The following is a 26,598-nucleotide window of genomic DNA, read 5'->3' on the forward strand; positions in this document are numbered from 1 at the left end:
CGTCCGGGATTTGAACCCGGGTCTCTAACGTGGCAGGCTAGAGTCTTAACCAGGCTGGACTAACACCGCATGAAAAATAACAACAAATAAACTTATGTTTTAATGATATATAAATCTTTGCATATGTTGGCCGATATCTGGGAAATTCTTAATCATTCCATTTTGAAAATATTTTACATCATTAATCCTTTTTTAACATTAAATTTTTCTTGCTGTTACACAAATCCAATCGTTTTCATCGTTTATGAATGCTTTGAAATCCTTAAATCCTGTCTTTTCCAACAATTTTTTTAAGACTTCTTCAGAATAGATTTTCATGTCCAGCAATTCTATTAAATCCTTGAATTTTTCCATTTCGCCTTCTCTGTAGACTGCTTCGTTACAGAAAAATACCAAACCATCTTTTTTAAGGACTCTATGAACCTCTTTTAGGTCATTGATAAAATCCGGCCAGAAGTAAATTGTTTCAAAACCTGTGACAATGTCAAAGGTTTCATCATCAAACGGCATGGCTGAAACTGATCCCTGCAAAATTTTCACTATTCCTTCCTCAATGAATTTCATATTCAATTCAATTGACTTTTCAACGCTCACTTCTGAATAGTCAATTCCGACAACCTTTCCATTTTTGGAAATCTGCTCGGCAAAGCGCTCGATGTTTCTTCCGCCGCCGCATCCTATGTCCAATATTATGCTGTCGCTTTCAATTTGAAAATGACTTACGCCCCACTGAGCCATATTTTCATGAGATTTATTCATTCTGTCCAATATCTGATGGCCCAATTCGCCAACCGGCTTTCTTGCATTTTTGATTAGTTCCTTACTTTCAATATGATGGCCTGTATTGACCTTATCATCTTCACTCATTTTATCACTTTTTCATTCCTTTACGTGTTTTGATTGCTTGTCCTGTATTGAACGATTCGATTTCACATGCTCCGAGAAGTGATTTGCCGTAGGCAAGTAGCTTGTCCTCTTCATTGACAATCAGCACTTCATCCTTTGCTCTTATATTTTCATCACATTCCACGACAAATTTTGAAAATACGCTTTTTCCTTCAAGTGCAAAAGGTTCTGAATCCTTATTGACAACAACCCTATTTTGAGGATATGGCATTGCATTGTGAAGCCTTTTTGCACCTTCTTTCGATAAGATCAAATAGGAATCTGACGCTCTCATGTTGACAATCAATACCTTTCCGTCATATATATGCCTGATTTTTCCAGTCTTTTTACTTTTTTCAATGTTGATGTTTCCTGTGAATAGGGCCTCGCCGGCGCCAAATCCGAATTGATAGTCTGCAATGGCCTTGACCTTTTTGACATCATCCTTTTTGTATCTTATCTCATCGGAATCGATGCATTTATTGTAAAGGCCTATTTCAAGGTCCTTGATTATTCTTGAATGGATGAGCACCTGCTCATAGTATTCGACAAATTCGGATATGAAATCCTCTACGAATTCAATGCTGTCAACATCCCTTATCTTTGGTGCATCATTTTGGCTTAAAGGATAAACTTCATCAATTTCCAATGGAATCAAACCGAACGGAACATCCAAAACCATGAAATCACTGTTTTCCAAATCGATTTCCTGTTCGGCACCGTAAATATAAAATTCGCCCAGTTTGCCTGAAGTGAACTTTGAGTAAGGCTTTCTTGTTGGAGGCAGAATTATAAGGTCTCTTTTCTTAGGCATTTCCCTCAATTTCTGCATGTGTCTTAAAACTTCACTGCGGCACAATGATTCGGGACCTGTGTAGAAGAATGCAGACTTTTTACTCCTCGGGTCATACTTTTCCAAATCTCTTGAATAATATCCCAGCTGCCTGACCGCTTCCAACAGTGCAGGATGAGCTCTGCAGCGCTCTTCAACAAGTTCCATCAAGTTTCCGTCATAAATGGCCTGTCTGATTAATCTCAATTCTGCAAATGAAACATGCAGGTTATGCTGGGCAATCAGATCCCTTCTCTTTTCCTTAGGCATTGCCCTCAAATCGTCTGGAGTGTATTTGGTACATACCTCACAGGAGCATGGCATTTCCTGCAGGTTCTCCAATTTGAAGGTTCCTCTTGTTGACAAAAGCCTATCATCCTCTGCATACAATATGTAAGCTGCTGAATCAAACAAGTCACAGCCCATTGCCACACACAACGCGAAAATCATAGGATGACCTGCACCCATCAGATGACGTGCAGTGTTGTCCGGCAGTTCCTTCATTGAATTCATCACAACGTCGACCAGGTCCTTGTAGTGATAGGATTCCATCAGCGGGACAACCGCACCGATCGGATATAAGTCAGCGTCAAGCTTGGACAGTTCGCGGGCACATTCACGTCTCAAGTCCAGGAAAGTTGAACCCTGAACAACAGAGTTGAGCATCATTTCCATATTTTGCTCTTTTTTAAACTCAACTGCCTCTTTCGCCCTTTCCAAAGTAATTTTCAAATCTTCTTCAGCCTTTTCTCTGTCAACAAAAGGTGCTGTTGGAATGTCAAGGCTTGTTCCGATGTCAGTCCTGATAAGTTCCTGAAATTCAATGACTTCCTTGTTTGTTATTTCCACATCACCATATACTGACAATTGGAAAGACCCTGAATCTGTCATGATCGGACCGTCAAAATTGATTAGGTTATGTAATCCTTCATCAATCGCCTTCTGCTTCAATTCTTCATCCTTATAAATTAAATACGCATTGGTAATGACTATATCCGCACCGTATTTGCCGACATCAACTGCTTGTTTGCGCGGATGAATGACCGGCATTAATGCGGGAGTTCTTACGTCGCCATGCTTAGTTTTTAAAACTCCAACACGTCCCATATTATCTTTTGCTTTAATCTCGAACATTTATCTAACCTTACAAAAAATCATCTTATAAAAAGTCATCTCCTAATAGTGGAGTAAATTGGTATCTAAATTTAATTATAATTAGAAATTATATAAATTTTGCTCATTTGCAAGTTAAAAAATAAAATTGAAATATTAAAAAAAAATTAGCTTGAATAATTGATATTATGATGGCTGATTTCTAAAATCAATAAATATTAAAAAATACTAAACTAACTAATAGATAAAATGAGTTATGAAAACAAAGCCAGAATAATAAACGATGACATCTTCGATTTAGTTAATGGATATTTCGATGACGAAAGAAGTGGTCGAAATAATGAAAACAGAGTAAATTTTTTTGATACTTACAGAGATTATTTTGTTTTAACAGATGATGGATCATATTCTATTAATTCTAAAGAAATAAATAACAAAATTGAAACACTTCATACATCTACAGGAGCAATAAGTGAGTCATTTGAGAAGTTTATCAAGCCTATGAAATTCGACTACAGCAAAGACATTGCAATTTTGGATATCTGTGCAGGACTTGGCTATAACTCATCCGCGGCAATAGCAGATTTCATGAGAAACTCAAACAGAAATCTGACAATTGACATGGTTGAAATCTCAAAGGCAACACTGGCATGCGGACTATTGGTACCGTCACCCATCAAAGAGCACGACATCACAAAGAAGGCCATTGAAGATGAACTGATAAAACAGGATTACGCTTCACTGCAATTGGAAAAGTGCGAAATACCAGATAACATTAGTATAAATGTCTATATTGAGGATGCACGCCAGACTGTGCAGAAATTGAAGGACAACTCATATGATGCAATATTTCTGGATCCGTTCAGCCAAAATATGGCTCCTGAATTGTTTTCACTTGAATTTTTCAAGGAATTCAGGCGAGTCATAAAGGATGACGGGATCGTTGCAACATATACCTCCTCAGCACCCGTGAGAGCCGGATTTATTGAAACAGGATTTTACATTGGACAAGGCCCGATTTTCGGAAGAAAGCAGGGAGGAACTCTTGCAAGCCCAAATCCGTTAATGGTCGATACCGCTCTTCCGAAAAACGATGAGATAAGAATCGCACTGTCAGATGTTGGAATTCCATTCAGGGACCCTGACCTGAAAAGCAGCAGTGAATCAATTTTAGACTCAAGAACAGAAGAAAGACATCTTGCACGCCATAACACCAGAATATCCTCCGCGGTCAAGACACCAATTTTTTTAGGTGATGAGATGGATGATGAAAAGTTAAAAAGACGTGTCGAGCGAAACCTTGCAAAAATGAATATTCCGTCTACAACTTCACCAGAAGCCTTTTACATTATAGAATGCGAAAAAAATTATTCTAAAAATCAGGATGAGAAAAACAACTCAACAAATAGAATTTTGGATATGAAAAAAAGATTAAAAGAAGTAAAAAATGGAAATTATGTTGCAACATAATTCCCTTCTAAAAGATCATATGCATCTTGTTTTGTTGTTTTGACCGGACCGGATATGACTGTCAAGTCTCCTCCACCACCACCGTGGTTATGTCCGAAAACGGACCAGTCTGAATCACAGTCTGCACAGATGATAATACCTTCGGCACTTCCTCCTTCATTATAACCGGTGGCGGGGAACACACCCCAATTGCTGTATTCGTTGCCCGCAAAGAAAATGCTCCAGTAAAGGTTATGGCCTCCACAATATGAACATGTCCTTAAAATCTTGGTCTTGTAGAAAGTGTAACCATATTTGCTCTCTTCACTGGCTGTTGATGGTCTTCCGATGACCAAAAGGGTACTTCCATCCAAAGAAACGCCGTTTTCATCATAGACAGCAGTTCCCTCAGCTAAAACATGAATCTTTTTGGTTAATTTAAAGCCTGTGTTCAAGTCTTCAGATACTGCATTATATGTACCCTCAGGAAGGTTGAAGGTATATGTGGCGGCTCCTTTCTCGTCAGTGACAACTGTTTTAGTTACTCCATTGATTGTTATTTTCATTGAAGTATATTTCGCAGCATTACCGTTTTCGTTTACAAGGTGAACTGTGAATTTTGAGGAGTGGCCTGCAACTGCTGTAACGTCTGAAGCAGTAATTGTAGCAGGTTTAACTGTTACTTTGGTGCTGAAAGTATAGCCGGTTCTTGGATCAACCGCCTTAATGTAGTATGTTCCCTTGCTTGAAAGTTTGAAAGTTAAGGATGCGACACCGTTACTGTCAGTTGTAACAGTTTGTTTTTTTCCGTCTACATAAATATTCATATTCTTATTTTTGGCTAAAGATTCGCTGGTATATAAGGTAAGCTGATACTTTGTGTTGACTCCAACATATGTGGTCATGGTAGCCGGAGCATCAATCGGAGACAATACATTAATCTTGTTTGTTTTGGACTCCCCGGTAGCCAGATTAGTTAACTTGATTGAATAGTCTCCCGGAAGGGAGTTTACTGATATTTTGGCAATGCCGTTTGCGTCGGTTTTTATAGTGTAAGAGCTACCTGCATAATATTGGATATTTGAATTTGCCAGCGGTTTGCCGTTTGCATCAAAGAATTTTGCAGAAAAGACTTTGGAACTTAAATAATGCTTTTCAAAGTTGCTTGACTGAATAGTTGACAACACCTTAATAGTTTTTGTAACACTTTCGGAAGTTACGGGGTTGACTGCTTCAATTGTATAAGTTCCAGGCTGGGAACCTATATTGAGACTTGCAATACCTTCAGAATTGGTAGTCCTGGTATAAGTAGTTCCCTTATAAACAAACTGAACATTCCTATTCTTCAAAGGATTACCGTTCTTATCAAAGAATTTGGATTTGAACGGTGCCGGATTAGAATAATACTTCTGCAAATTACTGGACTGAATAGTAGACAACACCTTAATGGTATTGGTAACGCTTTCAGAAGTGACAGGGTTAATAGCCTTAATTGAATAGGTTCCAGGCAAAGACCCGATATTTAAACTGGCAAAACCATTGGAATTGGTAGTTCTGGTATAAGTAGTTCCCTTATAAACAAACTGAACAGCAGTATTCTTCAAAGGATTACCGTTCTTATCGAAAAATTTAGGTTTATAAGGTGTCGGATTAGAATAATACTTCTGTAAATTACTGGACTGAATAGTTGACAACACCCTAATAGAGTTGGTAACAGTTTCTGAAGTGACAGGGTTAATAGCCTTAATTGAATAAGTTCCCGGCACGGATCCTATAGTAAGTCCGGCAACCCCTTTGGAATTGGTAGTTCTGGTATAAGTAGTTCCCTTATAAACAAACTGAACATCCCTATTCTTCAAAGGATTACCGTTCTTATCCACAAATGTTGCCTGATAAGCTTGGGTACCAGTATAATATTTCACCAAATCACTTGATTCGATTGTTGGCAAAACTGTAAGAGTATTTTTAGAAGTTGCAGAGTGTCCATAAGCCGCAGATATTTTGTAAGTACCTGAATTCAGATTTTTAATTAAAAATGATGCTTTACCATTTGAATCAGTATTTACTGTGTGTGTCTGACCGTTGACCCAAAAATCAACAGGTACTGATTTAAGCGGATTATTATTCTTGGTTAAAGTGGCCGTATAAGTAACTTGGCCTGTATAATACATTGTAACATCATTGGCTTCCATAGAATAAGTTGTTTGTGTACCGGAAGCTATGACTTCATCTGTAGATACATCGGAAATCCCCGATGGGGGCTCTTCATCTACATCACTAGTCATCACATCATCGGTTCCATTTACATCACTTGCCGCAACGGCAGAAACGGAAAATATGAAAACCAGCATTATAAAAATTAAACTAATTTTTTTATTAAACATAAACGTTATCTCCATCTAACATTTTCGTGTTTAATTGTATTTTGTTTTTTCTATAAAAAGCTATTGATTTTAAAAATAAGCTTAAATAGCCTTAAATAGCTAAAAATAAGCAATTATAGCCTAAAAAATATATTAAATATTTGAAAGCAAATGAAACTATATATAAATAGAAAAAAGCTATTTAAATTGAAATCTCGAAATTAAATTAAACTTGTTAAAACTCTAAATAATAATCAAATAATCGAATATGAAAAAAACAAAGACCTAATAGATAAATTTGGATAAATGAAATTAATTCATCTTAAACTTAAAAATAAAGATATATTGCCGTTAAATCATAAAACAAAGCAAGGAAAATAAAAAAATAAAAAAAGGCAAATAAGGTAAAAAATACCTTACTCGACAGTTACACATTTCGCTAAGTTTTTAGGCTTGTCAGGGTCATGACCCTTTTCAAGAGTGATGTAATAAGCAATCAGTTGTAAAGGCACGATATATACCAATGGTGCAATAATCTCCTTTACCTCGGAATTAATTGGAATTACATCATTTGATTTGGCCTTAAGAGACTCGTCATTATCTGCCCCAATTGCCAATACGTTAGCTCCACGGGATTTTACCTCTTCCAGATTGCTCATGGTTTTTCTGTAGTTGTCCCCAGGCGGGATGATGACAACAACAGGAATTCCTTCATCGATTAAAGCCAGAGGACCATGCTTTAGCTCACCTGCAGCATAACCTTCACCATGAATATAGGTAATCTCCTTGAGCTTCAATGCACCTTCCAAAGCTGTAGGGTAGGAATAGCCCCTTCCCAAATAGAAGAAGTCGCGTGCATAATTGTATCTTTTTGAGATATCCTTGATGAAATCAACACTCTCAAGGCTTTCATCAATGTAATCAGGGACCTTGTCAAGCTCCTTAAGCAATTCAGCATTATTGGAAAGCAATGCCGCAAACAGATAAATTGATGTGAGCTGAGCCACATAGGTTTTTGTTGCTGCAACACCAATCTCAGGACCTGCCTGAGTTTGAATTACATATTGAGCCCTTCTGGTTATGGATGAACCCGCTACATTAACTATTCCTAAAGTTATGGAAGTTTGATTAGCAACATCCAATGCCTTCAAGGAGTCTGCTGTTTCACCTGATTGTGAAATGAATATGACCAGAGTCTTGTCATTTAAAGTGTTGGCAGAATATTTGAATTCTGATGCCAGAATCACATCTGTAGGAACGCCGGCAAGAGATTCGATTAAATATTTCCCTGTCAATGATGCATGATAGGATGTTCCGCATGCAACAAAGCATATCCTTTGAATATCACCAATCTCATCAATTATCTGCTGGATATTGTCCTTTTGGGTTAATGTATTTCTAACGGCGGTTGCCTGTTCATTGATTTCCTTAATCATGAAATGATCGTAGCCTTCCTTTTCAGCCATTTCGGGAGTCCAGTTGATTGTGTCGATTTCCTTGTTGACAACATTGTCGAATTCGTCATGGACAACAACGCCTTCCTTATCTATTATGACTATTTCTCCCCTTTCAGGATAGATTATGTCACGGGCATATTTCAAAATGGCCGGTGAGTCTGAAGCAAGATAATAACCCTCTTCCCCTATTCCAACAATTAATGGAGAATCCTTACGGGTTGCAACAATCTTGTTAGGTTCATTCACGCTGATTGCTGCAATTGCATATGCTCCTTCGATTATTTCAATGGTTTTTCGAACAGCGTGTTCCAAATCAAATTTTTCAGCCATGAACTTTTGAATTAAATGAGGAATGACCTCTGTATCAGTATCTGATTTGAAAACATGTCCTTCCATCATCAATTTTTCCTTAATTTCCAAATAATTTTCAATAATACCGTTGTGAACTACAGCCACTGTATTGTCCTCGTCAACATGGGGGTGTGAATTCATCTTGGATGGGTCTCCGTGTGTTGCCCAACGAACATGTGCAATACCGAAGTTTCCAGGCATGTCAGTGAGGTCCAATTTTTTATCAACCTCTTCAATTTTCCCCTTGTCCTTTTTAATATGAATTTTGTCTTCAAAATAAGTAGCTAATCCGATTGAATCGTATCCCCTATATTCCAACTTTGAGATACAATCAAAGAGAATCGGCGCTACATCCTCGTCATTCTTTAAGATACAACCAACAATTCCGCACATCTAATCACCTTTGATAATCGTAAATGTCTTTATACATCTTTACAACATCTCCAATTATTAAAATAGCTGGAGTGTTAATCTTTTTATCTGAAATATCGCCTAAGGTTCCGAATACCAAGTTTTCATCCGGCAATGTTCCGCTTTCAATAGCACAGACTGGAGTGTCAGCTGAGCGATATTTCATGATTTCAGCTGTGTTTTCCTTAATGTTTCCTATTCCCATCAGGATTACTAATGTGTCTGCAGTATAGTCCCAATGGACCTGACTTTCAGGTTTTGTAGGGTCCTCATGACCTGTCACAATAGTAAGTGAAGTTGCAACTGCCCTGTGGGTTACCGGTAGTCCAAGAGAAGTCGGTGCCCCAATAGCTGAAGTTACACCTGGAATAACTTCGAATTTGATATCATGTTCCATTAAAGCCAATATCTCTTCTCCTCCACGACCAAAGACAAAAGGATCGCCTCCTTTAAGTCTCACTACATTTTCATGATTTTCAGCCTGCTGGATAATCAACTCATTTATTTCATCTTGAGTTTTATAATGCTCTCCTGCCTTTTTACCAACATAGATTCTTTCTGCAGTATCGGGAGCATGAGCCAATATTTCTTCATTAGCCAAATAATCATATAAAACAACATCAGCTTTATTCAATGCTTTTACAGCCTTAAGAGTTATTAAATCAGCATCTCCAGGTCCTGCACCAATCAAATAAACTACCATTATATCACTTATAAAAATCCTTTAAAGAAATTCAAACCGTCATCGGAACCGAATATTTTCTCACAGGCCCTTTCAGGGTGAGGCATCATTGCACATACAAGTCCTGATTCGTCGCATACGCTTGTAATAGCTTCCATGGATCCGTTCGGGTTTTTACCTTCGAATTGTAAAACGATTTGGTCCTGGTCTTTCAATAAATCAATGTCTTCAGTGTAAAACCTTCCTTCAGCATGAGCTATCGGAAGTGCAATGCTCTGATTGTTTTTGAATGCCTTGGTAAATGGGGTTCTGTTTGTTGCGACTTTCAGGTCAACCCATTCACAGTTGAATTTAGGATTTTCATTTGTAATGAAAATACCCGGAACAAGACCAATTTCACCTAAAATCTGAGCACCATTACAGATTCCCAAAACCGGTTTTTCCTCTTTCACCAATTCTTTAATACCATCAATTACAGGTGTGATGGATGCCATTGCACCCGCTCTCAAGTAATCTCCATATGAAAAACCGCCAGGAATAACGATGCCATCGAAATCTGTTAATTTTTCTTCGCTCCACCAGATATATTCCGGTGTAAGGCCTGCCAATTCAATAGCCTGTGCAACATCTCTGTCACAGTTGGTTCCCGGAAATCTTATTACTCCAATTTTCATTTTCTACACCTATTTACCGCAAGCCATATTCTGTGGAATAACATTGATCTTATAATCATGAATCACTGGATTACACAGTAATCTTTCACACATGTCCACTACATTTGCCCTTATTGCTTCACGGTCTTCTCCTTCCATTTGGAATTTGATAATTTCAACGGTTTTTACGTTGTTTACATCATAACCAAGCAATTCAAGAGATCTTTCAATTGTAGTAGCTTCAGGATTTAACATACCGCTTTTTAAAGATATTTTAACTTCAATATCAAATAACATCTAAATCACCTTTTCATCATCTGGAATAATTCTATTATAAACTTCTATATAAGCATCCATAACTTCATTATCTTTTCCTTTTCTGAATAATTCCTTATCCAGCATGTCTAAAGTTTCGCTGTCCCATAATCTGCATCCATCTGGAGAAATTTCATCACCCAAAAGGATATTTCCATCTTTATCCTTACCGAATTCAATTTTAAAATCAACTAGAATAATGCCTGATTCCTTTAAGAATTTTCTTAGGATTTCATTGATTTTTAATGCCTTTTCAGTTAGAATGTCAATTTCTTCTTGAGTAGCTATTCCTAAAGCCTTGATAATTGAATCGTTTAGCATAGGATCATGGTATTCATCATCTTTATAGTCCATTTCAACAATAGGAGGTTCTAATCTTGTACCGTCTGCAATAGGATATTTACGTATTAAACTTCCAGTAGCAATGTTTCTAATGATGACTTCAATAGGAATCATCTCAAGTTTCTTTGCAATCATGACGTTAGGCTCAGGAAGGTCAACGAATTGTGTCTCAATACCATTTTCCTCCAATACCTTAAATATTTTAGCGGAAATAACGGCATTGTAAGCACCCTTATTTTCCATAACCTCTTTTCTTTCACCGTCGCCGGCGGTCATATCATCCCTAAACTCAATAATGACTTCATCATCATTAGTGGAATTGTATACGCTTTTTACTTTACCGCAATTAATTAACTCTTTTTTGTCCATGATATCAACAAAATTAAATTATTATAATATAATTTTTGGCTTTAATATTATATAAAAATAGTTAAAAAAATAAAAAAAGAAGGTAGTTTTAATACCTTGATATGATTTGATTATCCGTGCCCAATTTGAGCACCGGTTTCTGCATCATACTGGTCGAAATGACCGTCACTGTATGTCACTTCATAATAATAGCTTCCGTCATCAAGCTGATGGTTATATTTCAATTCCCTGCTTTCAACATCACTGCTGGATGATGAAGATGAAGAGGATGAGGAAGATGATGAAGATGGGGAAGACGAAGTGCCTGAAGATGAATGCTGAGTGCTTTCATCATTATCTCCATCGCTTTCGCTTGAAGCGTTATCTATTGTCGCATTTATAGTGGTGGTGTTATTTGTAACGTTTTTTGTTGGAACAATAGGCTCTTTATAATTATTCATGGATGTAACCAACAAAGTCACACCTATAAGAAACAAGCATATTATAATTGTTGTTATAATCAATTGAGTCCTGTTCATGATTTTCACCTAATTATTAGATAGTATATTATCATTTAAAATAATTTTCCCATACGCCAATATTGTGGCTATAACTCATTAATGTATTTCAGGTCATCCTTGGTTTGGCCAAATTTAACCCCATTTAACAGTCCGTTCGGAAGTTCGGACAATATTATAACAGGATAGTCCTCCTTTGGCTTTATGAACATTGTATGAGTGACTTTCTTTCTTGTTTTGGCCACAATCCTATAATCATTGTTCTCTTTAGAAAAATCTCCGTTTAAAAAGACTTCATTGAAAGATTCCTCTAAAAGATAATCGGGAAATGATTCCTCAATTTCAAAATGAGTTAATATGTCTTTGAAAAGCATAGAATCATTCCAAGCTAGGAAGCTTACTTTGGTCGGATTCATATGATGAACCGATTAATTCGCCGGTTTCCACATCAAATTGGCGGAATCCACCGTCCTTATAGGTAACTTCACGGTAGTATCCTTCACCATTTTGTTCATTAAATTTAACTTCTTCTTTTACCACATCATTATCTGATGCCATATTATCACCTCTATTAGTTAAATTATCGATTTAAACAGAGTTTTTGTATAACTCACTATGTTCATTAAATTATGAATAAGGCCATTTAAATACTTTTCTAAAATTATCCGGAATATCTTAAACTTTCGGCAATGCCCAATATGAAAATAATATTACTTTCAAGATTCACCACCTCAAAGTCCAAATAAAATAAACAAACAATTAAAAAATTATAAAAATAATAATATATATTTATACAATCAATCTAAATATGAATATGAATAAATTTATTTCTTTATTAATCAAAAGATATTTTAAAAACTATTCTTCTATTACTTTTATATAGACTATGGATAAATATTATAAAATATGAACACAAAGGATATCGCGATTATTTTGATATTGCTGCTGGCCGTTTTGGGGCTGATTATTGGTGCTTACTACACTGAATCAGTCAATGACAGTGCAAACACCACTAATAATGGAAAAATAGATTATAATAACTCAAGCAATGTAATTACAATCGACATAGAACCCCAACTAAAAAATGAAAGTTCCATTGCCAATTCCTGAACTAAAATAAATAAAAAAAATAAAAGAGATGCTATAGCTTTTGCTATAACACTCATACCCTTTCTTCAACATCATCCCAATCAGGGTTTTTGGCAGGACGGAATGTGAATATAAAGGTTGCAGCCAGAAGAATTGCCGCAACAATAATTGTGAATACAGTCTGATCGAATGTTGAAGTTTTTATTACATCAATCAATCCGCCAATCCAAATAATTGAAATGAATAATGGAAGGATATATTTGACAATTACAATCCACCATTTCCCCAATTTGATAGTTTTACTTCTAGAATTTAAAAAATCAATTAGTTTATCTGCTTCAAATACCCATGCAAATACAATACACTCCAGGATAACACCGAACAGAAGTGCAATCTGGTTGATGAACGTATCCACATATCCGAGTACTGATCCACCATAAGAGGTCGCATAAATCATAGAGACAATAGCACCGAAAATAATCAGTATTGTCATTGTCTTGGATCTTGTGTACCCAAACTTGTTTTGAATTGAAAAAGACAATGGTTCGATTGTGGACAATATGCTTGTAAGACCTGCAAGATATACAGTCAGGAAGAACAGAGGTCCTAAAATGTAAGCCCACTGACCCAGCACATTGAATACAGTAGGATATGCAACGAATACAAGTCCTGTTCCCTGAGTTACAAGTTCTGATACTGCAGTTCCGGACTGCATTGACATGTAGCCTAAAATTGAAAATACTCCTAAAGCTGCGAAGTTTTCAAAAAGGGAGTTTGCAAGAACAATTGAAATGGTATTTGTAATCAGATCAGCATCATCCTTTGTGTAACTTGCATATGTGAAAGCTATTGACATTCCCAAACTCAGTGAGAAAACTATTTGTCCAAATGCCGCCATCCAAATCTCAAAGTGTGTCAGAAGTGACCAGTCAGGGTTGAATAGTTCCGCAAGACCTATTGAAGCCCCAGGCAAAGTCAGTGAAAAGCCAACAATGACCACCATAATTACAAACAATGCAGGCACTAAAACTCTTGAAACCTTACCCAGACCCTCTTCAAGATCTTTGTGAGATATAAACCAGATAATTACCCAACCTACAAGCATTGCAACAGCAATGATTGGAATGAAATGCAATAAACCTGATATGGAGTCACTTGACTGCAGAAGAGTGGTTGCAAAGAATGCATCCGGATTTGCACCCCATCCCTTGGTGAAACTCAAAATCATATAGATTCCATCCCAGCCCAGAATAGCTGAGTAATAAATCATAATCATAAAAACCGCAACCGGCAAAAGCCAGCCTAAAAATTCCCAATTGGAGTGAATCTTTCTAATCGCCTTTGGAAAAGAAGATTTGAAATTGTATCCTACACCATATTCCAAAATCAAAAACGGAATTCCCATCAAAAGAATCGCCACAATATAAGGGATGTAAAATGCTCCCCCACCATTTGAATAAAGCACATAAGGATATCTCCAAATGTTTCCAAGTCCAACGGCAGAACCTATCATTGCGAGGATAAATGACAAGTTGCTGCCCCATTCATTTTTATCTGCCATAATTTCCCATTTTCCTTTTTAATTATTAGTCACATTTTTGTAATCAAAGTATTAAATAAGTTACTTTTTTAAAAAAATAAGTATGATTTTCAATATTTTCCAAAATCAATGAAATCAATTGGATGGTTATATCTTTCATCCTCCGGAGGCAACTGCATATAATCGCCATATAACTCAGTTAAGATTTTATCATAATCTTTGGGGACATTGACATAAACATCTTCAAATTTGACTTTTTCAACTTCCCTAAAATCCTTTTTATCATATATTAATGGATATTCATGCGCCATTGCGGAAATGTCAAATATCCTCTCGGCATTCACATCAGCATATTTGCTTAAGAATCTTAAACATCTTTTATTAATTTTGGTCGGATTCAATCCTAAAAGATTCAATATATGATATGCAGTATGAGAAAGTGCCTTAGAAAGAAACGGCAAATCATCCAACCTCATAGCTGACATTAACAACAGGCGGTTGTATAAAAATGCCTTCTTAAGCTGGTAAGACTGTTTGGACTCATTTCCGGTCAAGTCATCCAACACAAAAATATCTATGTTGAAACCGATGTCAAAATTAAGCTGTGATGCCCATTCTTCTTCAAATCTGGTATCTTTAAGAGATAATTTGGCAAACAGATAAGGATAACCGGCATGTGATTCCACAGATAACAATTCATATTTTTCATTGGATGAAAACAGTTTTTTGAATCTTTCAAAATCATCCCTTAGCATGCACACATCCAAATCATCATCCCACGGAATAAAGCCATTGTGCCTTATTGTCCCTAAGAGGGAACCTGCATACATGAAATATGTAATGTCATTCTCATCACAAAAGCTGATCAAATCCTTTAGAATCATCAGTTCAACATCATGAATGTGATTTAAAGTTTCGTCATCGTATTCTTTTAGTTTCACACAATCACTATTCTTTTTTAAGGAATTTCATAAAATTTTCTTTATTTTCAATTGCAGTTGTTGTCGGCCTTCCCAAATCCGCTCTGGAACCAATTGAAGACATGATTTCAATGAATGAAAGTTCATCCCTTGACTTTGCCAATTTCAATTCCTCATCCAAATCGTCAAAGTTGTCAACTGAAACTGCATATGAATAGCCGCAGGATTCGGCAATATTAACCAAATCCATAGTTGAAGCTACTGTCGGCATTCCACCAACGGTTTCATGAGCTGCATTATTGATTACGATATGAACCATATTATCAGGATTCACATTGCCTACAAGAGCCAATGAACCCATATGCATCAATGCCGCACCGTCACCGTCAATGCACCATACCTTTTTATCCGGCTTGTTTATGGCAACACCCAATGCTATTGAAGATGAATGTCCCATTGAGCCTACAGTCAAGAAGTCATACTTATGCTCCTGACCGTTGGCTTCCCTTATCTCGAAAAGCTCGCGGCTTGCCTTTCCTGTTGTTGAAACAATCGGGTCCTCATCGGATACATTGACAATGTGTTCAATAATCTCTTCACGAATCATGTCATTGTCATTTTCATAAACTACTTTCTCATCATAGGTCAGGGCATTCTTTCGGATGACGAATGCAACGCTTTTTCCTGATTCAAGAATGTTCCTATATCCGGACATCACTTCTTCAAGCTCATCTACGGTTGTATCCTCACCTATGACAAAGTTTTCAATATCCATCAAATCAAGCAAATCACATGTGATTTTGCCCTGATAAATATGCTGAGGCTCATCATGAACTCCCGGTTCGCCACGCCAACCGATGACAAAAATGGACGGAATCGCATAGACCTTGTCATTCAATAAGGATGCGACAGGATTGATGATATTTCCTTCACCACTATTCTGCATATAAACGACAGGAACCTTGCCTGTAGCCAAATGATAACCTGCTGCAAGGGCGGTACAATTACCTTCATTGGCGGCTATCAGGTGATGCTTTTCATCAATTCCATAATTGTTCATCAAATAGTTACATAATGCTTTTAGCTGTGAATCCGGAACGCCTGTGTAGAAGTCACAATCTAAAATTTCTACAAAATCTTCAACTTTCATTGTGCCTAATCCTATTTATCTAATTGTGGAGTGATAATCTTCTCAATTAAAAACTCTGCGGTTTTTTCAATTTCATCATATTTAACTTCCTTAGGCAAGTCCTCACCGAATGCATCTTTTACTTTACTGATCAGGTCATCTGTATAGATTAATGTTGCATCACGGATATCTTCCACACCATCCAATGCCAGTGATTCGCGATTTGCCTTATCCATTTCATCAAAGCTGAATACGGACTCATCAATCCAAGAGGATATTTGACCATCCTTATAACCGACAATTACAGGATATCCTCCGATATGGCCAAAGACTCCCGGTGCAAACACTTTCTGATTTTCACCTGTGCGGATTGCATCGATGACAGCGCTGATAATGCGGTAGTTACTTGAAGCGTTCATCATGTTCCTCTTTTGGTCAACAGGCATGCTGATGGAGCATCTGCTGAATATTTCATCATGAGGAATGTCCTGCTCTTCACCTTTGTAGTAGATTTTAAGCGGCAATTCGACTCCTTCTGTCTGGCCTTCCTTACTTATGCATACGTCGTGGAAGTGTGCTGCAGCAAAGTTAAAGTCGACATTCCAGAAATCGTCAACCCCTAAAATGTCCGCTACTGCAAATTTCATTCTAGGAATCAGGTGATTCAGGTTTCCGCTTCCAAAGTCGGGATATGCTTTTCCAGCGCTTTTGAGCCATGGAATGACAGCATCGGAATAGGAAGTGTTGATGACAACCGCATCGGTATCTGCCTTATCGCATGCTTCCATTATGTTTTTTGTAAATCTGATTGATAACGGGGTCCAAATACCATAAGCCCTTACATTGCTCCAGGAGATGCTTCCGTACTTGAGTCCAGGATAAGCTCTGCTTGAGTTTACAATGAAATCAGGACTGTATTTGCTTATTGCCTTTTCGATTGATTCTATGTCGTTTAAATCAACGCCTGCTTCAATTTCAATTTGAGATTTGTTAACTTCACGAATGAGACTTGCAACACGAACTATATTAACATCGGATTGCATTTTTTCCTGGTTTCTTCCAACAACGACTAATTTTATTGCAGGGTCGTTTTTACTTACTAAAAAGTCCAATAAATAGGTACCCACACTGCCTAAACCAATAATCATTATTGTAATTTCATCATCTTTTACATGTTTTTCCACTATTTTTAACCTTTCATCTAAAGTTTTCATTTTATTTCTCCCAATAATCTTTAATAAATTGATAATCTTTACGGGTATTGCAGTTAACCCAATGATTCAATCCGATGATTTCAATATCATCGGAATTTTCAATCAAATCGAAATACTTCTGGATAATGCCCAGGTTAGTGTCTTCGATAATGTTTTCATAGAAATTGTCATTGGCAATCTTCAACAGTTCCATGTCAGTGAACTTCCAGGTCTGGCCTGAATTGAAAATGGCCTTGAACTCTTCATCTATTGTCAAATTTCCATGGTCGCTGTTGAAGAGGTAATGATACTCATCATTCTCATTCTGATACAGGACCACGGCCTTATTTGAATAGATCGGCTCATGATTATATGTCAAAACGTTTTTATCTGCATCAATAACCTTTGCAAATGATTCCTCATCTATATCCAAATCGCCTTCAACAAAAAGAATTTCCTCAATGTCTGAAAAATTGTCTAAAGCTTCCTTAACTCCAAGATATAAACTGTAACCTGAACTTAAATCACTGAAATGGTCGTTGTAGACAAGCAGAATCTTTTCCTTTAAATCCTCAGGAATTTCCGTTTCCAAATATTCCTCCAAATCAGAATACTTATATCCTCCCACAACGATTATTTTATCATATGAATCCAATTTCTTAAGCATTTGATAGATTAAGGTGTTTTGAGGATTTCCTTCGCAATACAGGCATTTCAGCATTTTATTTTCTTCCGGAATATCCTTGTTGAATCTGCTGGAAACTCCGGCGACTGTGATAATAGAAACTTTCAAATCCTTCACCTAATTTTTTGTGTAATTTTGAACGCATTCATCCAATCCTTTGTCCAAATCAATGATTGGTTCCCAATTGGTTCTGGTTCTGATTTTTTCAGTTGAGAGCAATCTTCTTTCAGGGTCGGATTCACGGTATCCTTCAAACTTGATAACCGGATTCTCAATGCCCATTTTTGAAGCTATCAGCTTTGTCAAGTCAATGATTGAAATTTCTTCGTCAGTTGCCACGTTATAGATTGTTCCGTCAAGTGCTGAATCTGTTTTTGCAAGTTCAAGTACTGCGCTGCAACTGTCATAGTTATTCAGAAATGTTCTGCAGTTCTTTTTGGAATTTTCAAGCAATGTGACTTCACCAGTGTTTTTGAAACTGTCTATGATATGTGGAATGATGTGTTTAGGATATTTTTCATCTCTGCTGTAGACATTTGCAAAACGGATGGAACATCCTTTGATTTTTCCGTTGTCAACGGCATCCTTCATGAAGAACTCGGTCAATAGCTTGCCTGTTGCATAGCTGGTCCTTTGACTGTGCTCTGCAATTGCCATTGTGATGTAGTCTGATTCCTTTACACCTCCGTCCTCATTCCAGGAGTTCATTGAGTATACTTCGGAAGTGGAACAGTTGATATACTTTTCAGCGCCTACGCGAATAGCTTGCTCCAAAAAGTCATTCATGCTGACAACATTGGTTTCGTAAGTTTCATAAACATTGTAGAAATGTTCTGTGTGAACAACAGCTGCGCAATTAATGTAGACAACTTCATCAAAATCATCCTTTGCTTCGTTGACGTATGATTCTATCTTATCCATGTCTTCGCTGCTGTTTAAGTCATATTCGTAAAAATCAAATCTTTCATCATCGATGCAGTCTGCAACCGTATCGATTGAAGATGCGTAAAAGTTATCGAAACCGATGATTTTAACTTCATCCTCATCCTGATTCAACAGCTGGCGAACCAATTCGTTCCCGGTCATTCCGGTAACACCACTAATAACATACAATATTTTCATATTAACTACCTTCAAATTCCATTTTCTAATCTTTTTTTGTAAAATTCATCAACGCTACCATCAAATAAGTCCATCGCCTCATATTTAGGATATTCGACTGATTTCAATTCAACGCTCATCAGTTCAGCATCCAAAATAGCGTATTGGGCATTCGGATTATGGTTTCTAGGCTGGCCCACTGAGCCAGGATTAATAAATAAGACTGATTTTTTATTTCTCATGAGAGGATTGTCGAATTCATAAAACTTCTGAAAGACATGAGGATAATGTGAATGTGCTGATAAAACTATATCATAGTCGACATAGTTCCCGTTCAGGTTATCCGGAAAAATAGCCTTCCAATAATAATCGTTCAGGGATCCGTGAACGGCCAACGCCTTCTTGCCATCCAATTCAAATTCCAATTTGGCCTCCCTAACCAATTCTTCGTTCAGGTAATCCCTTGAATCCTGAGTTAAAACAGAATCTGTGAATTTTGCTGACTCAACTCCCCTTTGGCTTGAAAAATGAGAGAAATCCCCGGTTAAAATTGCATTTTCATGATTTCCCCAGATATTGCAGATAATTTTTGAAGAGAATTCCTTTCTGATGAACTCGACCACTTCATTGGACTGCATTCCATAATCAATCAGGTCGCCTAAAAGAATTATTGAATCAATATCCTGACTGGCCAAATCCCTGAAAACCTCTTCCAGGGCAAACAGATTACCATGAATATCTGACAATATAGCATATCTTGACATTTAATCACTTATAATTCATCGATTAATGTTATAATATCTTTAATGGATAACAGTTGTTCATCAATTTCCTGAGCCCTATGATGTTTTAAAATGCTTATTGCAGCATTTTGCATTGCAGGAAATGCCGCTCTCAATAACTGGTTGGCATAAATGACAATATTGACTCCATGTTCAAGGAGTTCACTTTCTGTAATTGAGTTATATGAAGATGGGACTACGACAATAGGAGTCTGCTTATCTTCAGCCCTGAACTTATCACAGAATTCGAGTATTTCATCAGGCTCCTTTCTTCTGCTGTGAATCATTATTCCATCTGCACCTGCATCACGGAATGCAAATGCCCTTTTAAGTGCATCATCCATTCCTTGCTCAAGTATAAGGCTTTCAATTCTTGCAATAATCATGAAATCGTCTGAAAGCTGTGCGTTTTTACCTGCAGCAATCTTTTCACAGAAATGCTCTATTTCATCCTGAGTCTGTTTTACTTCTGTTCCGAACAATGAATTTTTCTTCAATCCGATTTTATCCTCTATGATTACCGCAGATACACCCATTCTTTCAAGGGATCTTACTGTATAGACGAAATGCTCTGCAATTCCGCCTGTGTCACCGTCAAAAATGATCGGTTTGGTTGTAACTTCCATTATATCGTTGATTGTTCTGAATCTGGAGGTCATGTCAACCAGTTCGATGTCTGGTTTTCCCTTTTCTGTACTGTCGCATAGGCTGGAAATCCACATCGCTTCAAACTGGTCCATATGTTCGTCATCGGCAATGACTGTTTTTTCTGCAATCAAACCTGTTAATCCGCTGTGAACCTCGATTGTCTTTACAATAGGCACCATATCCAACAATTTTCTTAATCTTGCTCTTCTAAGCTCAGGCATTGCCAGCTGTTCCCTCATTTGCCTGTCAACTTTCTGTATCTTTTCATTGAAGGTGTATGGCACTTCAATAAGTTCCCCGCCATTTTCTTCAAGAACTTTAAGGATATTGTTCCTTATCACCTTCATGGAATCTTCAGCCCAATTATCCCCATGGATAATGTAATCAGGCTTAAGCTCCTTGACAATGTCATCATACATTATCTTATTTTGAACAACTACCTTTTTTACGCCTGGAATTTCTTTTACTAACTCAATACGTTCTTCTGTTGATTTTAATGGGAATCTATTATACTTTACCATTTGAGAATCGCATAAAACTCCCACAACAACATCTCCATATTTTTTAGCTTCATTAATTAAATTTAAATGTCCGTCATGGATTACATCAGTACAAAAACAAGTATAAACAATCGGATTATCAGAACTCATAATTATTACCTAATATATAAATGTTATTTATTAATTATATTATAAATTTTAAAAAAAGAAATATTTAAAAATTTCCAATATAAAAATAAATATTAGTTTTGAAAAAATATTTACAGGAATAATTATGTTTAAATCAAAAAGATATGATGATGAAACTCTAAAGCATTTACAAAAAGTTCAATTAATGATTTTGAAATATTTCATTAAGGTTTGCGAAGAAAATAACTTGACTTATTTTATATATGGTGGAAGCCTGCTTGGAACCATAAGACACAAAGGATTCATTCCATGGGATGACGACATCGATGTGATAATGTTTAGGGAAGATTTTGAAAAATTAAATGAAATACTTGAAAAAAATATTGATGAAAAATATGACTATATCAATATATTAAATGAAGATTCTTACTTTTATACCTGGGCCAGATTAACATTGAAAAATACATTATTCGCAGAATGGTGGGTGGATCAAGTTGATTACACTCCAAACATATTTATGGATATTTTTATTTTAGAGAATGTTCCAAACAACAAAATAAAGCGAAAAATCCACTTATCTGAAGGGTTTATACTTAATCAATTAACCATGTATTCATATATCAAATTTGATAATGATTCTGCATTAAAAAAACTGTTCCAACAAACAATTCATTATTTCTTAAAGATTTTACCAATTTCCCCATCTACTATTAAAAGAAAATGTGTGGAAACCTATTCTAAATATAAAGATAAAGAATGTGATGCGGTTTGCGATTTTCCTGCAGTTTGTCAATTACCAGTATATGATAAAAAAGATTTTTTACCCTTAAAAAAAGCAAAATTTGAAGATATCGAGGTCAATATACCTAATAATCCAGATAAAATTTTAACAAGAATTTATGGAAACTATATGGAACTACCTCCTGAAGACAAAAGATTCCGTCCCGCACCCGAAAAGATTGATTTTGGAAAATATTAATATAACTACAGATTAAAATTAAAAAAAAAAATATAAAATAAAATTGAATGCCCCCGCCATTTAAAATGGCAATTGAATTCAATTTACCCAACCATAAATCAAATAAACAAAATATCGCCACAGTTATTGATAGTCATAACTGTTTTAATAGTTATATTGTTCAATTAATCCTCACTTACCTTTTATTATTTTACTTATTTTTTCAGCATTTTTATTACCCGGTTCCATTGCTGATTTACGTGATGATTTATTTTTAATTGCAGATTTAAAAACTGTCGGGAGACCTTTTGGAAATGCTAATGATTTTTTAATTATGAATTTTATTCTTGAAAATGTTGGATTACTTGGATAAAAATCATTTTTAAATGAATCATCAGCAATCATTTTTTCAGCATAGTCACAAATAGCCTCGTAAGCTAATTTATCTCCGAAATAGTAATATTTTTCTACGTCTTCATCAGATATAGGGAATGGATTATCAGATTTATTAGTATTTGCCTTTTCAAAGTCTTCATATGAATCAATGTAATCTGCATGAAGTAATAATGGATTATCAAATCCAGGGTCTAAAGGAACCGGCCTTAAAATATTACATTGCTTTTTTAATAAATAAACATCAATGATGGAAGTGCTTAAACATGTATTTAAGTAATCACATGGCCTAACCCATTCCTGAATAGCATATTTACCGATATAATGGAAATTAGGATATTTTTCTTCCAAAGCACTCATATTTATGTCTTCAGTTACCACATTATTTTCAGCAGGATGAGGTCTATAAATAAATTCTTTTTCAGGATGGTCTTCTAAAAATTTTTTAACCCAATCCATAAAAATTTTTTTAGTCTCAATATCCCATTTTTGCATATATTTACCATCTTCAAGATTGTTATTCAACCTTATTAAAAATTCATCAGGATCATATTCATTGAATGTAAAACTGGAAATAAATAAAACCCATTCTTTTTGATAGTCCAATCCGAATTCTTTACCTAATTCTTCTTTTGTTTTATAAAACGAATCAAATAGCTCATTAGAAAAATCAGTCTTGATATCGCCAGTGACGGCTAAATTCTTCTCAGGAATTCCCTGTTTCATCATTTCTTCTTTAATATGTTCACTCCAACATATAAAGGACATGTGTTTCAGGTATTCTCTAGGATAATGAAGTGTTGAATTTAAAATTCTTTCAGCAATTACCTGTTCGTATCTCATGTTCAACATTTTATCAATTTTAGGTCTAAAACGTGCAGTGAATCTTTCTAAATCCTTATTATCATATCCTGAATGTGCAATTACTAATTTTGGTTTCTTTTTAATTGGAAAAACAATTTCATGATAATTCCAATAATCTTTTAAAGCAACAGAATATCCTCTTCTTTCAAATTCTGCTTTTAAAAGATATGCATTATTTAATTCTCTTTCAGGTAGTTCATAAAATATTACAATATCTGCCATTTAATCACCTAATATTGATTGAGAAATAGTTATATCAAAAGGACGTGTGATTTTAAAGTTAGATGAATCTCCTTTGAATAAATAGACTTCTTCATCTCTCAAATAGAAAAGCATCATTGCTTCATCTAATAATTTAATTTCATCCTCAGTTAAATCTTCATAAATCTCTATATATTTTTTAATATTAAAAGATTGTGGAGTTTGTGCATGGAACAAATATTTTCTTTCAGGAATGCTTGTAAGCTTAGAATCCTCTTTACTTTGGAAAATCACGTCAACTGCAGGAATAACTGGACTAGCGGCACCAAATTCAATAGCATATTTAATACTATCTTCAATTAAATTTGGTGAGACAAAAATTCTTGCACCATCATGAGTAACCATGACCGAACTATCATCAGCACCGTTTTCAATAGCATATTCAATTGAATTTAAAATAGTATAATTTCGTGTTTTTCCACCTTCAATAACAACCAGCTTATCATCATCAAAATACTCATCAATTAATGCCTGAGTTTCATTTAAATATTGTTTTGGGGAAGAAACAATAATTTTATCCAATAAATCCACTTTTAAAAAAGGTTCAATACAATAAGCCAATAACGGTTTATTATTTATCTTGAAAAACTGTTTTGGAACACCCTTTCCCAATCTGGTTCCGGTTCCTCCAGCCAATATTGCAGCAAAAATCATATAATCACTTAATTATAATTGTTCCCATAGTCTATAAAATGCATTTTTAGGATTTGCTTGATTAATAATTACATCATAAACAAAGTCAACCGTTAATGAATTGATATTTAATTCATCACATAAATTTTTTAATATAGTTGCAGTATTTTTTCCTTCAAACAATACTCCAGATGCTTTTTCATCAATGACAATGCCTTGACCACTCAATACGCCTAAAGTATGATTTCTACTAACTGATAAAGTAGATGCAGTTACAATATCTCCAAAACCACAATAATCATCCACAGTATCTCTTTTACCACCTAATTTTTCAATAATGTCTTTTGTTTCATTGTAACTTTTAGTAAATACTGCGAATTTTGCATTATTGTTGATGTTCATTCCTTCACAGATTCCTTGTGAAATTGCAACAATATTCTTGAGGATTCCACAAAATTCTGTTCCAATTACATCATTGTTTGCATTAACTTTAAAAGAATCTGTAACAAGGACATTTTTAACTTTATTTAAGCAATTATCATTAACGCAGGCAATTGTAGTTGAAGCAGGTGAACTTTTAACCATTTCAGATGCAATATTTGGTCCTGAAAATGCAACTGGTGGTCTTTCAGTAATCTCTTCAATAATATCAGTCATTGTCTTATTAGTTTTATTTTCTAGTCCTTTAGCAGTATTGACAAAAATACAATCTCTATTGACAACGTTATTTAGTTTTTCAACCAATTCTCTCATTACAGATGATGGAATGCATAAAAATATTATTTCAACATCTTTTAACTCATTCAAATCACATACTGCAGTAATATTTTCATGTAATTTAACATTCGGGAAGTATTGTGAATTCACCTTAGTATTGTTAATATCATTACAAATTTCCTCACGTCGTGCATATAATAACACATTAGCATTTGGAGCGACAGTCTGGGCAACAGCAGTTCCCATAGCTCCAGCCCCAATGACTCCAACAGTTATTGGCATTTAATCACCTCTAACAAAATTTAATTCAAAAGGAGTTCCCTTTTTCAAATCCTTATTAACTTTTTTTCCTAAAATTTCTTTTAAATATTTCGGATGAAGACCAAAGCCCGGCCTTATTGAACGGACGTTTTCTTCAGTTATGACCTCATCTTTTTTCATGTCACTAACAACAAATAATGATCTTGAAAATTCTCTATTGGCTTTCATTTTATCAGATAATTCATAGCTGACTTTTCCCAATGCTTTTTCAACATTTCTAATTGAATCAACCATCTGTTTGAATTCATGAGGTTCCATTGAAAATTCTGAATCCGAACCTCCCATATCCCTGTCCAAAATAAAATGTTTTTCAATTATATTGGAACCCAATGCAATAGATGCTGTTGAAACTTCGCCACCCAAAGTATGATCAGATAAACCAACAACAACATCGAATTTCTCTTTAATATCAGGAATCGTATTTAAGTTAATTTCATCTAATGGGGCAGGATAAGATGAAGTGCATTTTAAAAGAGCAATCTCATCATTTCCTACATCCAAACAAGTTTTTACAGCAAGTTCAATATCTTCAAAAGAGGCAATGCCTGTGGATATTATGATTGGCTTTCCTTTTGATGCAACATATTCTATTAACGGAATATCAGTTATCTCAAAAGATGCAATTTTATATGCAGGCACATCCATATCCTCTAAGAAATCAACGGAAGTTTTATCGAAAGGTGAAGAAAATACGATTAACCCTAAATTTTGCGCTATCTTTTTGAGTTTAGGTTGCCAATCCCATGGCATGTATGCATCCTCATACAACTTATGAAGGATCTGCCCGTCCCATACTGTTCCTTGTTTAATCTGAAAGTATTCATTATCACAATCAATTGTAATTGTATCCGGAGTGAAAGTTTGAAATTTAACTGCATCTGCTCCAGCTTCCGCAATAGCTTCAATTGTTTTAACAGCAATATCAAAATCATTCATGTGATTAGCAGAAAGTTCTGCAATAATAAATGTAGGATTACCTTCACCTATTTCTTTTTCACCAATTTTAAATTCCATAA

The 26,598-nt window shown here is 35.5% G+C and carries 26 protein-coding genes; 3 read left to right on the plus strand and 23 right to left on the minus strand.

What is annotated here, in order from left to right; genetic code table 11:
* Positions 1–198: 198 nt before the first annotated feature.
* Positions 199–867: a class I SAM-dependent methyltransferase gene (locus E7Z77_RS03795; RefSeq protein ID WP_292750439.1), complete on the minus strand. Its 669-nt coding sequence runs from the start codon at positions 865–867 to the stop codon at positions 199–201.
* Positions 868–871: 4 nt separating this feature from the next.
* Positions 872–2,851, minus strand: coding sequence for a tRNA guanosine(15) transglycosylase TgtA (gene tgtA, locus E7Z77_RS03800; RefSeq protein ID WP_292750441.1), 1,980 nt, complete (start codon positions 2,849–2,851; stop codon positions 872–874).
* 228 nt (positions 2,852–3,079) lie between these two features.
* Between tgtA and E7Z77_RS03805 the strand changes: the two genes are divergently transcribed.
* A complete protein-coding gene (locus E7Z77_RS03805) occupies positions 3,080–4,300 on the plus strand; it encodes an MnmC family methyltransferase (protein ID WP_292750443.1) in 1,221 nt (406 codons plus the stop codon).
* Here the strand turns inward: E7Z77_RS03805 and E7Z77_RS03810 are convergent.
* The 9 genes from E7Z77_RS03810 to E7Z77_RS03850 form a co-directional block, all read right to left on the minus strand.
* Complete coding sequence (locus E7Z77_RS03810) at positions 4,285–6,663, minus strand: Ig-like domain-containing protein (protein WP_292750445.1); 2,379 nt, start codon at positions 6,661–6,663, stop codon at positions 4,285–4,287. The two genes, E7Z77_RS03805 and E7Z77_RS03810, sit on opposite strands and share 16 nt — an antisense overlap.
* 395 nt (positions 6,664–7,058) lie before the next feature.
* Complete coding sequence (glmS, locus tag E7Z77_RS03815) at positions 7,059–8,843, minus strand: glutamine--fructose-6-phosphate transaminase (isomerizing) (RefSeq protein WP_292750447.1); 1,785 nt, start codon at positions 8,841–8,843, stop codon at positions 7,059–7,061.
* Positions 8,844–8,847: 4 nt separating this feature from the next.
* Entirely contained in the window at positions 8,848–9,564 is a 717-nt protein-coding gene (cobA, locus tag E7Z77_RS03820) for a uroporphyrinogen-III C-methyltransferase (protein ID WP_292750449.1), read from the minus strand.
* A gap of 8 nt (positions 9,565–9,572) precedes the next feature.
* A complete protein-coding gene (gene purQ, locus E7Z77_RS03825; RefSeq protein WP_292750451.1) occupies positions 9,573–10,217 on the minus strand; it encodes a phosphoribosylformylglycinamidine synthase subunit PurQ in 645 nt (214 codons plus the stop codon).
* 9 nt (positions 10,218–10,226) lie between these two features.
* Positions 10,227–10,493: a phosphoribosylformylglycinamidine synthase subunit PurS gene (gene purS, locus E7Z77_RS03830; RefSeq protein WP_292750453.1), complete on the minus strand. Its 267-nt coding sequence runs from the start codon at positions 10,491–10,493 to the stop codon at positions 10,227–10,229.
* Positions 10,494–11,222, minus strand: coding sequence for a phosphoribosylaminoimidazolesuccinocarboxamide synthase (gene purC, locus E7Z77_RS03835; RefSeq protein ID WP_292750455.1), 729 nt, complete (start codon positions 11,220–11,222; stop codon positions 10,494–10,496). It lies immediately after the preceding gene.
* 110 nt (positions 11,223–11,332) lie between these two features.
* Entirely contained in the window at positions 11,333–11,740 is a 408-nt protein-coding gene (locus E7Z77_RS03840; RefSeq protein WP_292750457.1) for a hypothetical protein, read from the minus strand.
* Positions 11,741–11,808: 68 nt separating this feature from the next.
* Positions 11,809–12,093: a hypothetical protein gene (locus E7Z77_RS03845; RefSeq protein ID WP_292750459.1), complete on the minus strand. Its 285-nt coding sequence runs from the start codon at positions 12,091–12,093 to the stop codon at positions 11,809–11,811.
* A gap of 4 nt (positions 12,094–12,097) precedes the next feature.
* Complete coding sequence (locus E7Z77_RS03850) at positions 12,098–12,277, minus strand: hypothetical protein (RefSeq protein WP_292750461.1); 180 nt, start codon at positions 12,275–12,277, stop codon at positions 12,098–12,100.
* 348 nt (positions 12,278–12,625) lie between these two features.
* On the opposite strand from E7Z77_RS03850, the gene E7Z77_RS03855 reads away from it, so the two are divergent.
* Positions 12,626–12,829, plus strand: a complete 204-nt coding sequence (locus E7Z77_RS03855) for a hypothetical protein (RefSeq protein WP_292750463.1) — start codon at positions 12,626–12,628, stop codon at positions 12,827–12,829.
* Positions 12,830–12,881: 52 nt separating this feature from the next.
* Here E7Z77_RS03855 and E7Z77_RS03860 read toward each other — a convergent pair whose 3' ends face one another.
* The 8 genes from E7Z77_RS03860 to aepX form a co-directional block, all read right to left on the minus strand.
* The gene (locus E7Z77_RS03860) at positions 12,882–14,369 is read right to left on the minus strand and encodes a sodium-dependent transporter (RefSeq protein WP_292750465.1); all 1,488 of its coding nucleotides are present in this window, start codon (positions 14,367–14,369) and stop codon (positions 12,882–12,884) included.
* Positions 14,370–14,458: 89 nt separating this feature from the next.
* Entirely contained in the window at positions 14,459–15,289 is an 831-nt protein-coding gene (locus tag E7Z77_RS03865) for a LicD family protein (protein ID WP_292750467.1), read from the minus strand.
* A gap of 7 nt (positions 15,290–15,296) precedes the next feature.
* Entirely contained in the window at positions 15,297–16,418 is a 1,122-nt protein-coding gene (gene aepY, locus E7Z77_RS03870) for a phosphonopyruvate decarboxylase (protein WP_292750469.1), read from the minus strand.
* Between the two features lie 11 nt (positions 16,419–16,429).
* Complete coding sequence (locus E7Z77_RS03875; protein WP_292750471.1) at positions 16,430–17,611, minus strand: saccharopine dehydrogenase NADP-binding domain-containing protein; 1,182 nt, start codon at positions 17,609–17,611, stop codon at positions 16,430–16,432.
* Position 17,612: 1 nt separating this feature from the next.
* Entirely contained in the window at positions 17,613–18,383 is a 771-nt protein-coding gene (locus E7Z77_RS03880; protein WP_292750473.1) for a DUF6564 domain-containing protein, read from the minus strand.
* 9 nt (positions 18,384–18,392) lie between these two features.
* The gene (locus E7Z77_RS03885; protein WP_292750475.1) at positions 18,393–19,397 is read right to left on the minus strand and encodes an NAD(P)-dependent oxidoreductase; all 1,005 of its coding nucleotides are present in this window, start codon (positions 19,395–19,397) and stop codon (positions 18,393–18,395) included.
* Between the two features lie 11 nt (positions 19,398–19,408).
* Positions 19,409–20,140: a metallophosphoesterase family protein gene (locus E7Z77_RS03890; protein WP_292750477.1), complete on the minus strand. Its 732-nt coding sequence runs from the start codon at positions 20,138–20,140 to the stop codon at positions 19,409–19,411.
* An 8-nt stretch (positions 20,141–20,148) separates the two neighbouring features.
* On the minus strand, positions 20,149–21,456 hold the full coding sequence (aepX, locus tag E7Z77_RS03895; RefSeq protein WP_292750479.1) for a phosphoenolpyruvate mutase: 1,308 nt from the start codon (positions 21,454–21,456) through the stop codon (positions 20,149–20,151).
* 124 nt (positions 21,457–21,580) lie between these two features.
* Between aepX and E7Z77_RS03900 the strand changes: the two genes are divergently transcribed.
* On the plus strand, positions 21,581–22,414 hold the full coding sequence (locus E7Z77_RS03900) for a LicD family protein (protein WP_292750481.1): 834 nt from the start codon (positions 21,581–21,583) through the stop codon (positions 22,412–22,414).
* A 171-nt stretch (positions 22,415–22,585) separates the two neighbouring features.
* On the opposite strand, the gene E7Z77_RS03905 is transcribed toward E7Z77_RS03900, so the two are convergent.
* Genes E7Z77_RS03905 through pseI form a run of 4 tightly spaced genes read right to left on the minus strand, consistent with a single transcriptional unit; the run spans position 22,586 to position 26,596 of the window.
* The gene (locus E7Z77_RS03905; RefSeq protein WP_292750483.1) at positions 22,586–23,872 is read right to left on the minus strand and encodes a surface carbohydrate biosynthesis protein; all 1,287 of its coding nucleotides are present in this window, start codon (positions 23,870–23,872) and stop codon (positions 22,586–22,588) included.
* Positions 23,873–24,565 carry a 2-C-methyl-D-erythritol 4-phosphate cytidylyltransferase gene (locus E7Z77_RS03910; RefSeq protein WP_292750485.1) on the minus strand — a complete coding sequence of 231 codons (693 nt, stop codon included), beginning with the start codon at positions 24,563–24,565 and terminating at the stop codon, positions 23,873–23,875.
* A gap of 12 nt (positions 24,566–24,577) precedes the next feature.
* Positions 24,578–25,543 carry an NAD(P)H-dependent glycerol-3-phosphate dehydrogenase gene (locus E7Z77_RS03915; protein WP_292750487.1) on the minus strand — a complete coding sequence of 322 codons (966 nt, stop codon included), beginning with the start codon at positions 25,541–25,543 and terminating at the stop codon, positions 24,578–24,580.
* The gene (pseI, locus tag E7Z77_RS03920; protein ID WP_292750490.1) at positions 25,544–26,596 is read right to left on the minus strand and encodes a pseudaminic acid synthase; all 1,053 of its coding nucleotides are present in this window, start codon (positions 26,594–26,596) and stop codon (positions 25,544–25,546) included.
* Positions 26,597–26,598: the final 2 nt, after the last annotated feature.

Source organism: Methanobrevibacter sp. (assembly GCF_015062985.1).
Taxonomy (GTDB): domain Archaea; phylum Methanobacteriota; class Methanobacteria; order Methanobacteriales; family Methanobacteriaceae; genus Methanocatella.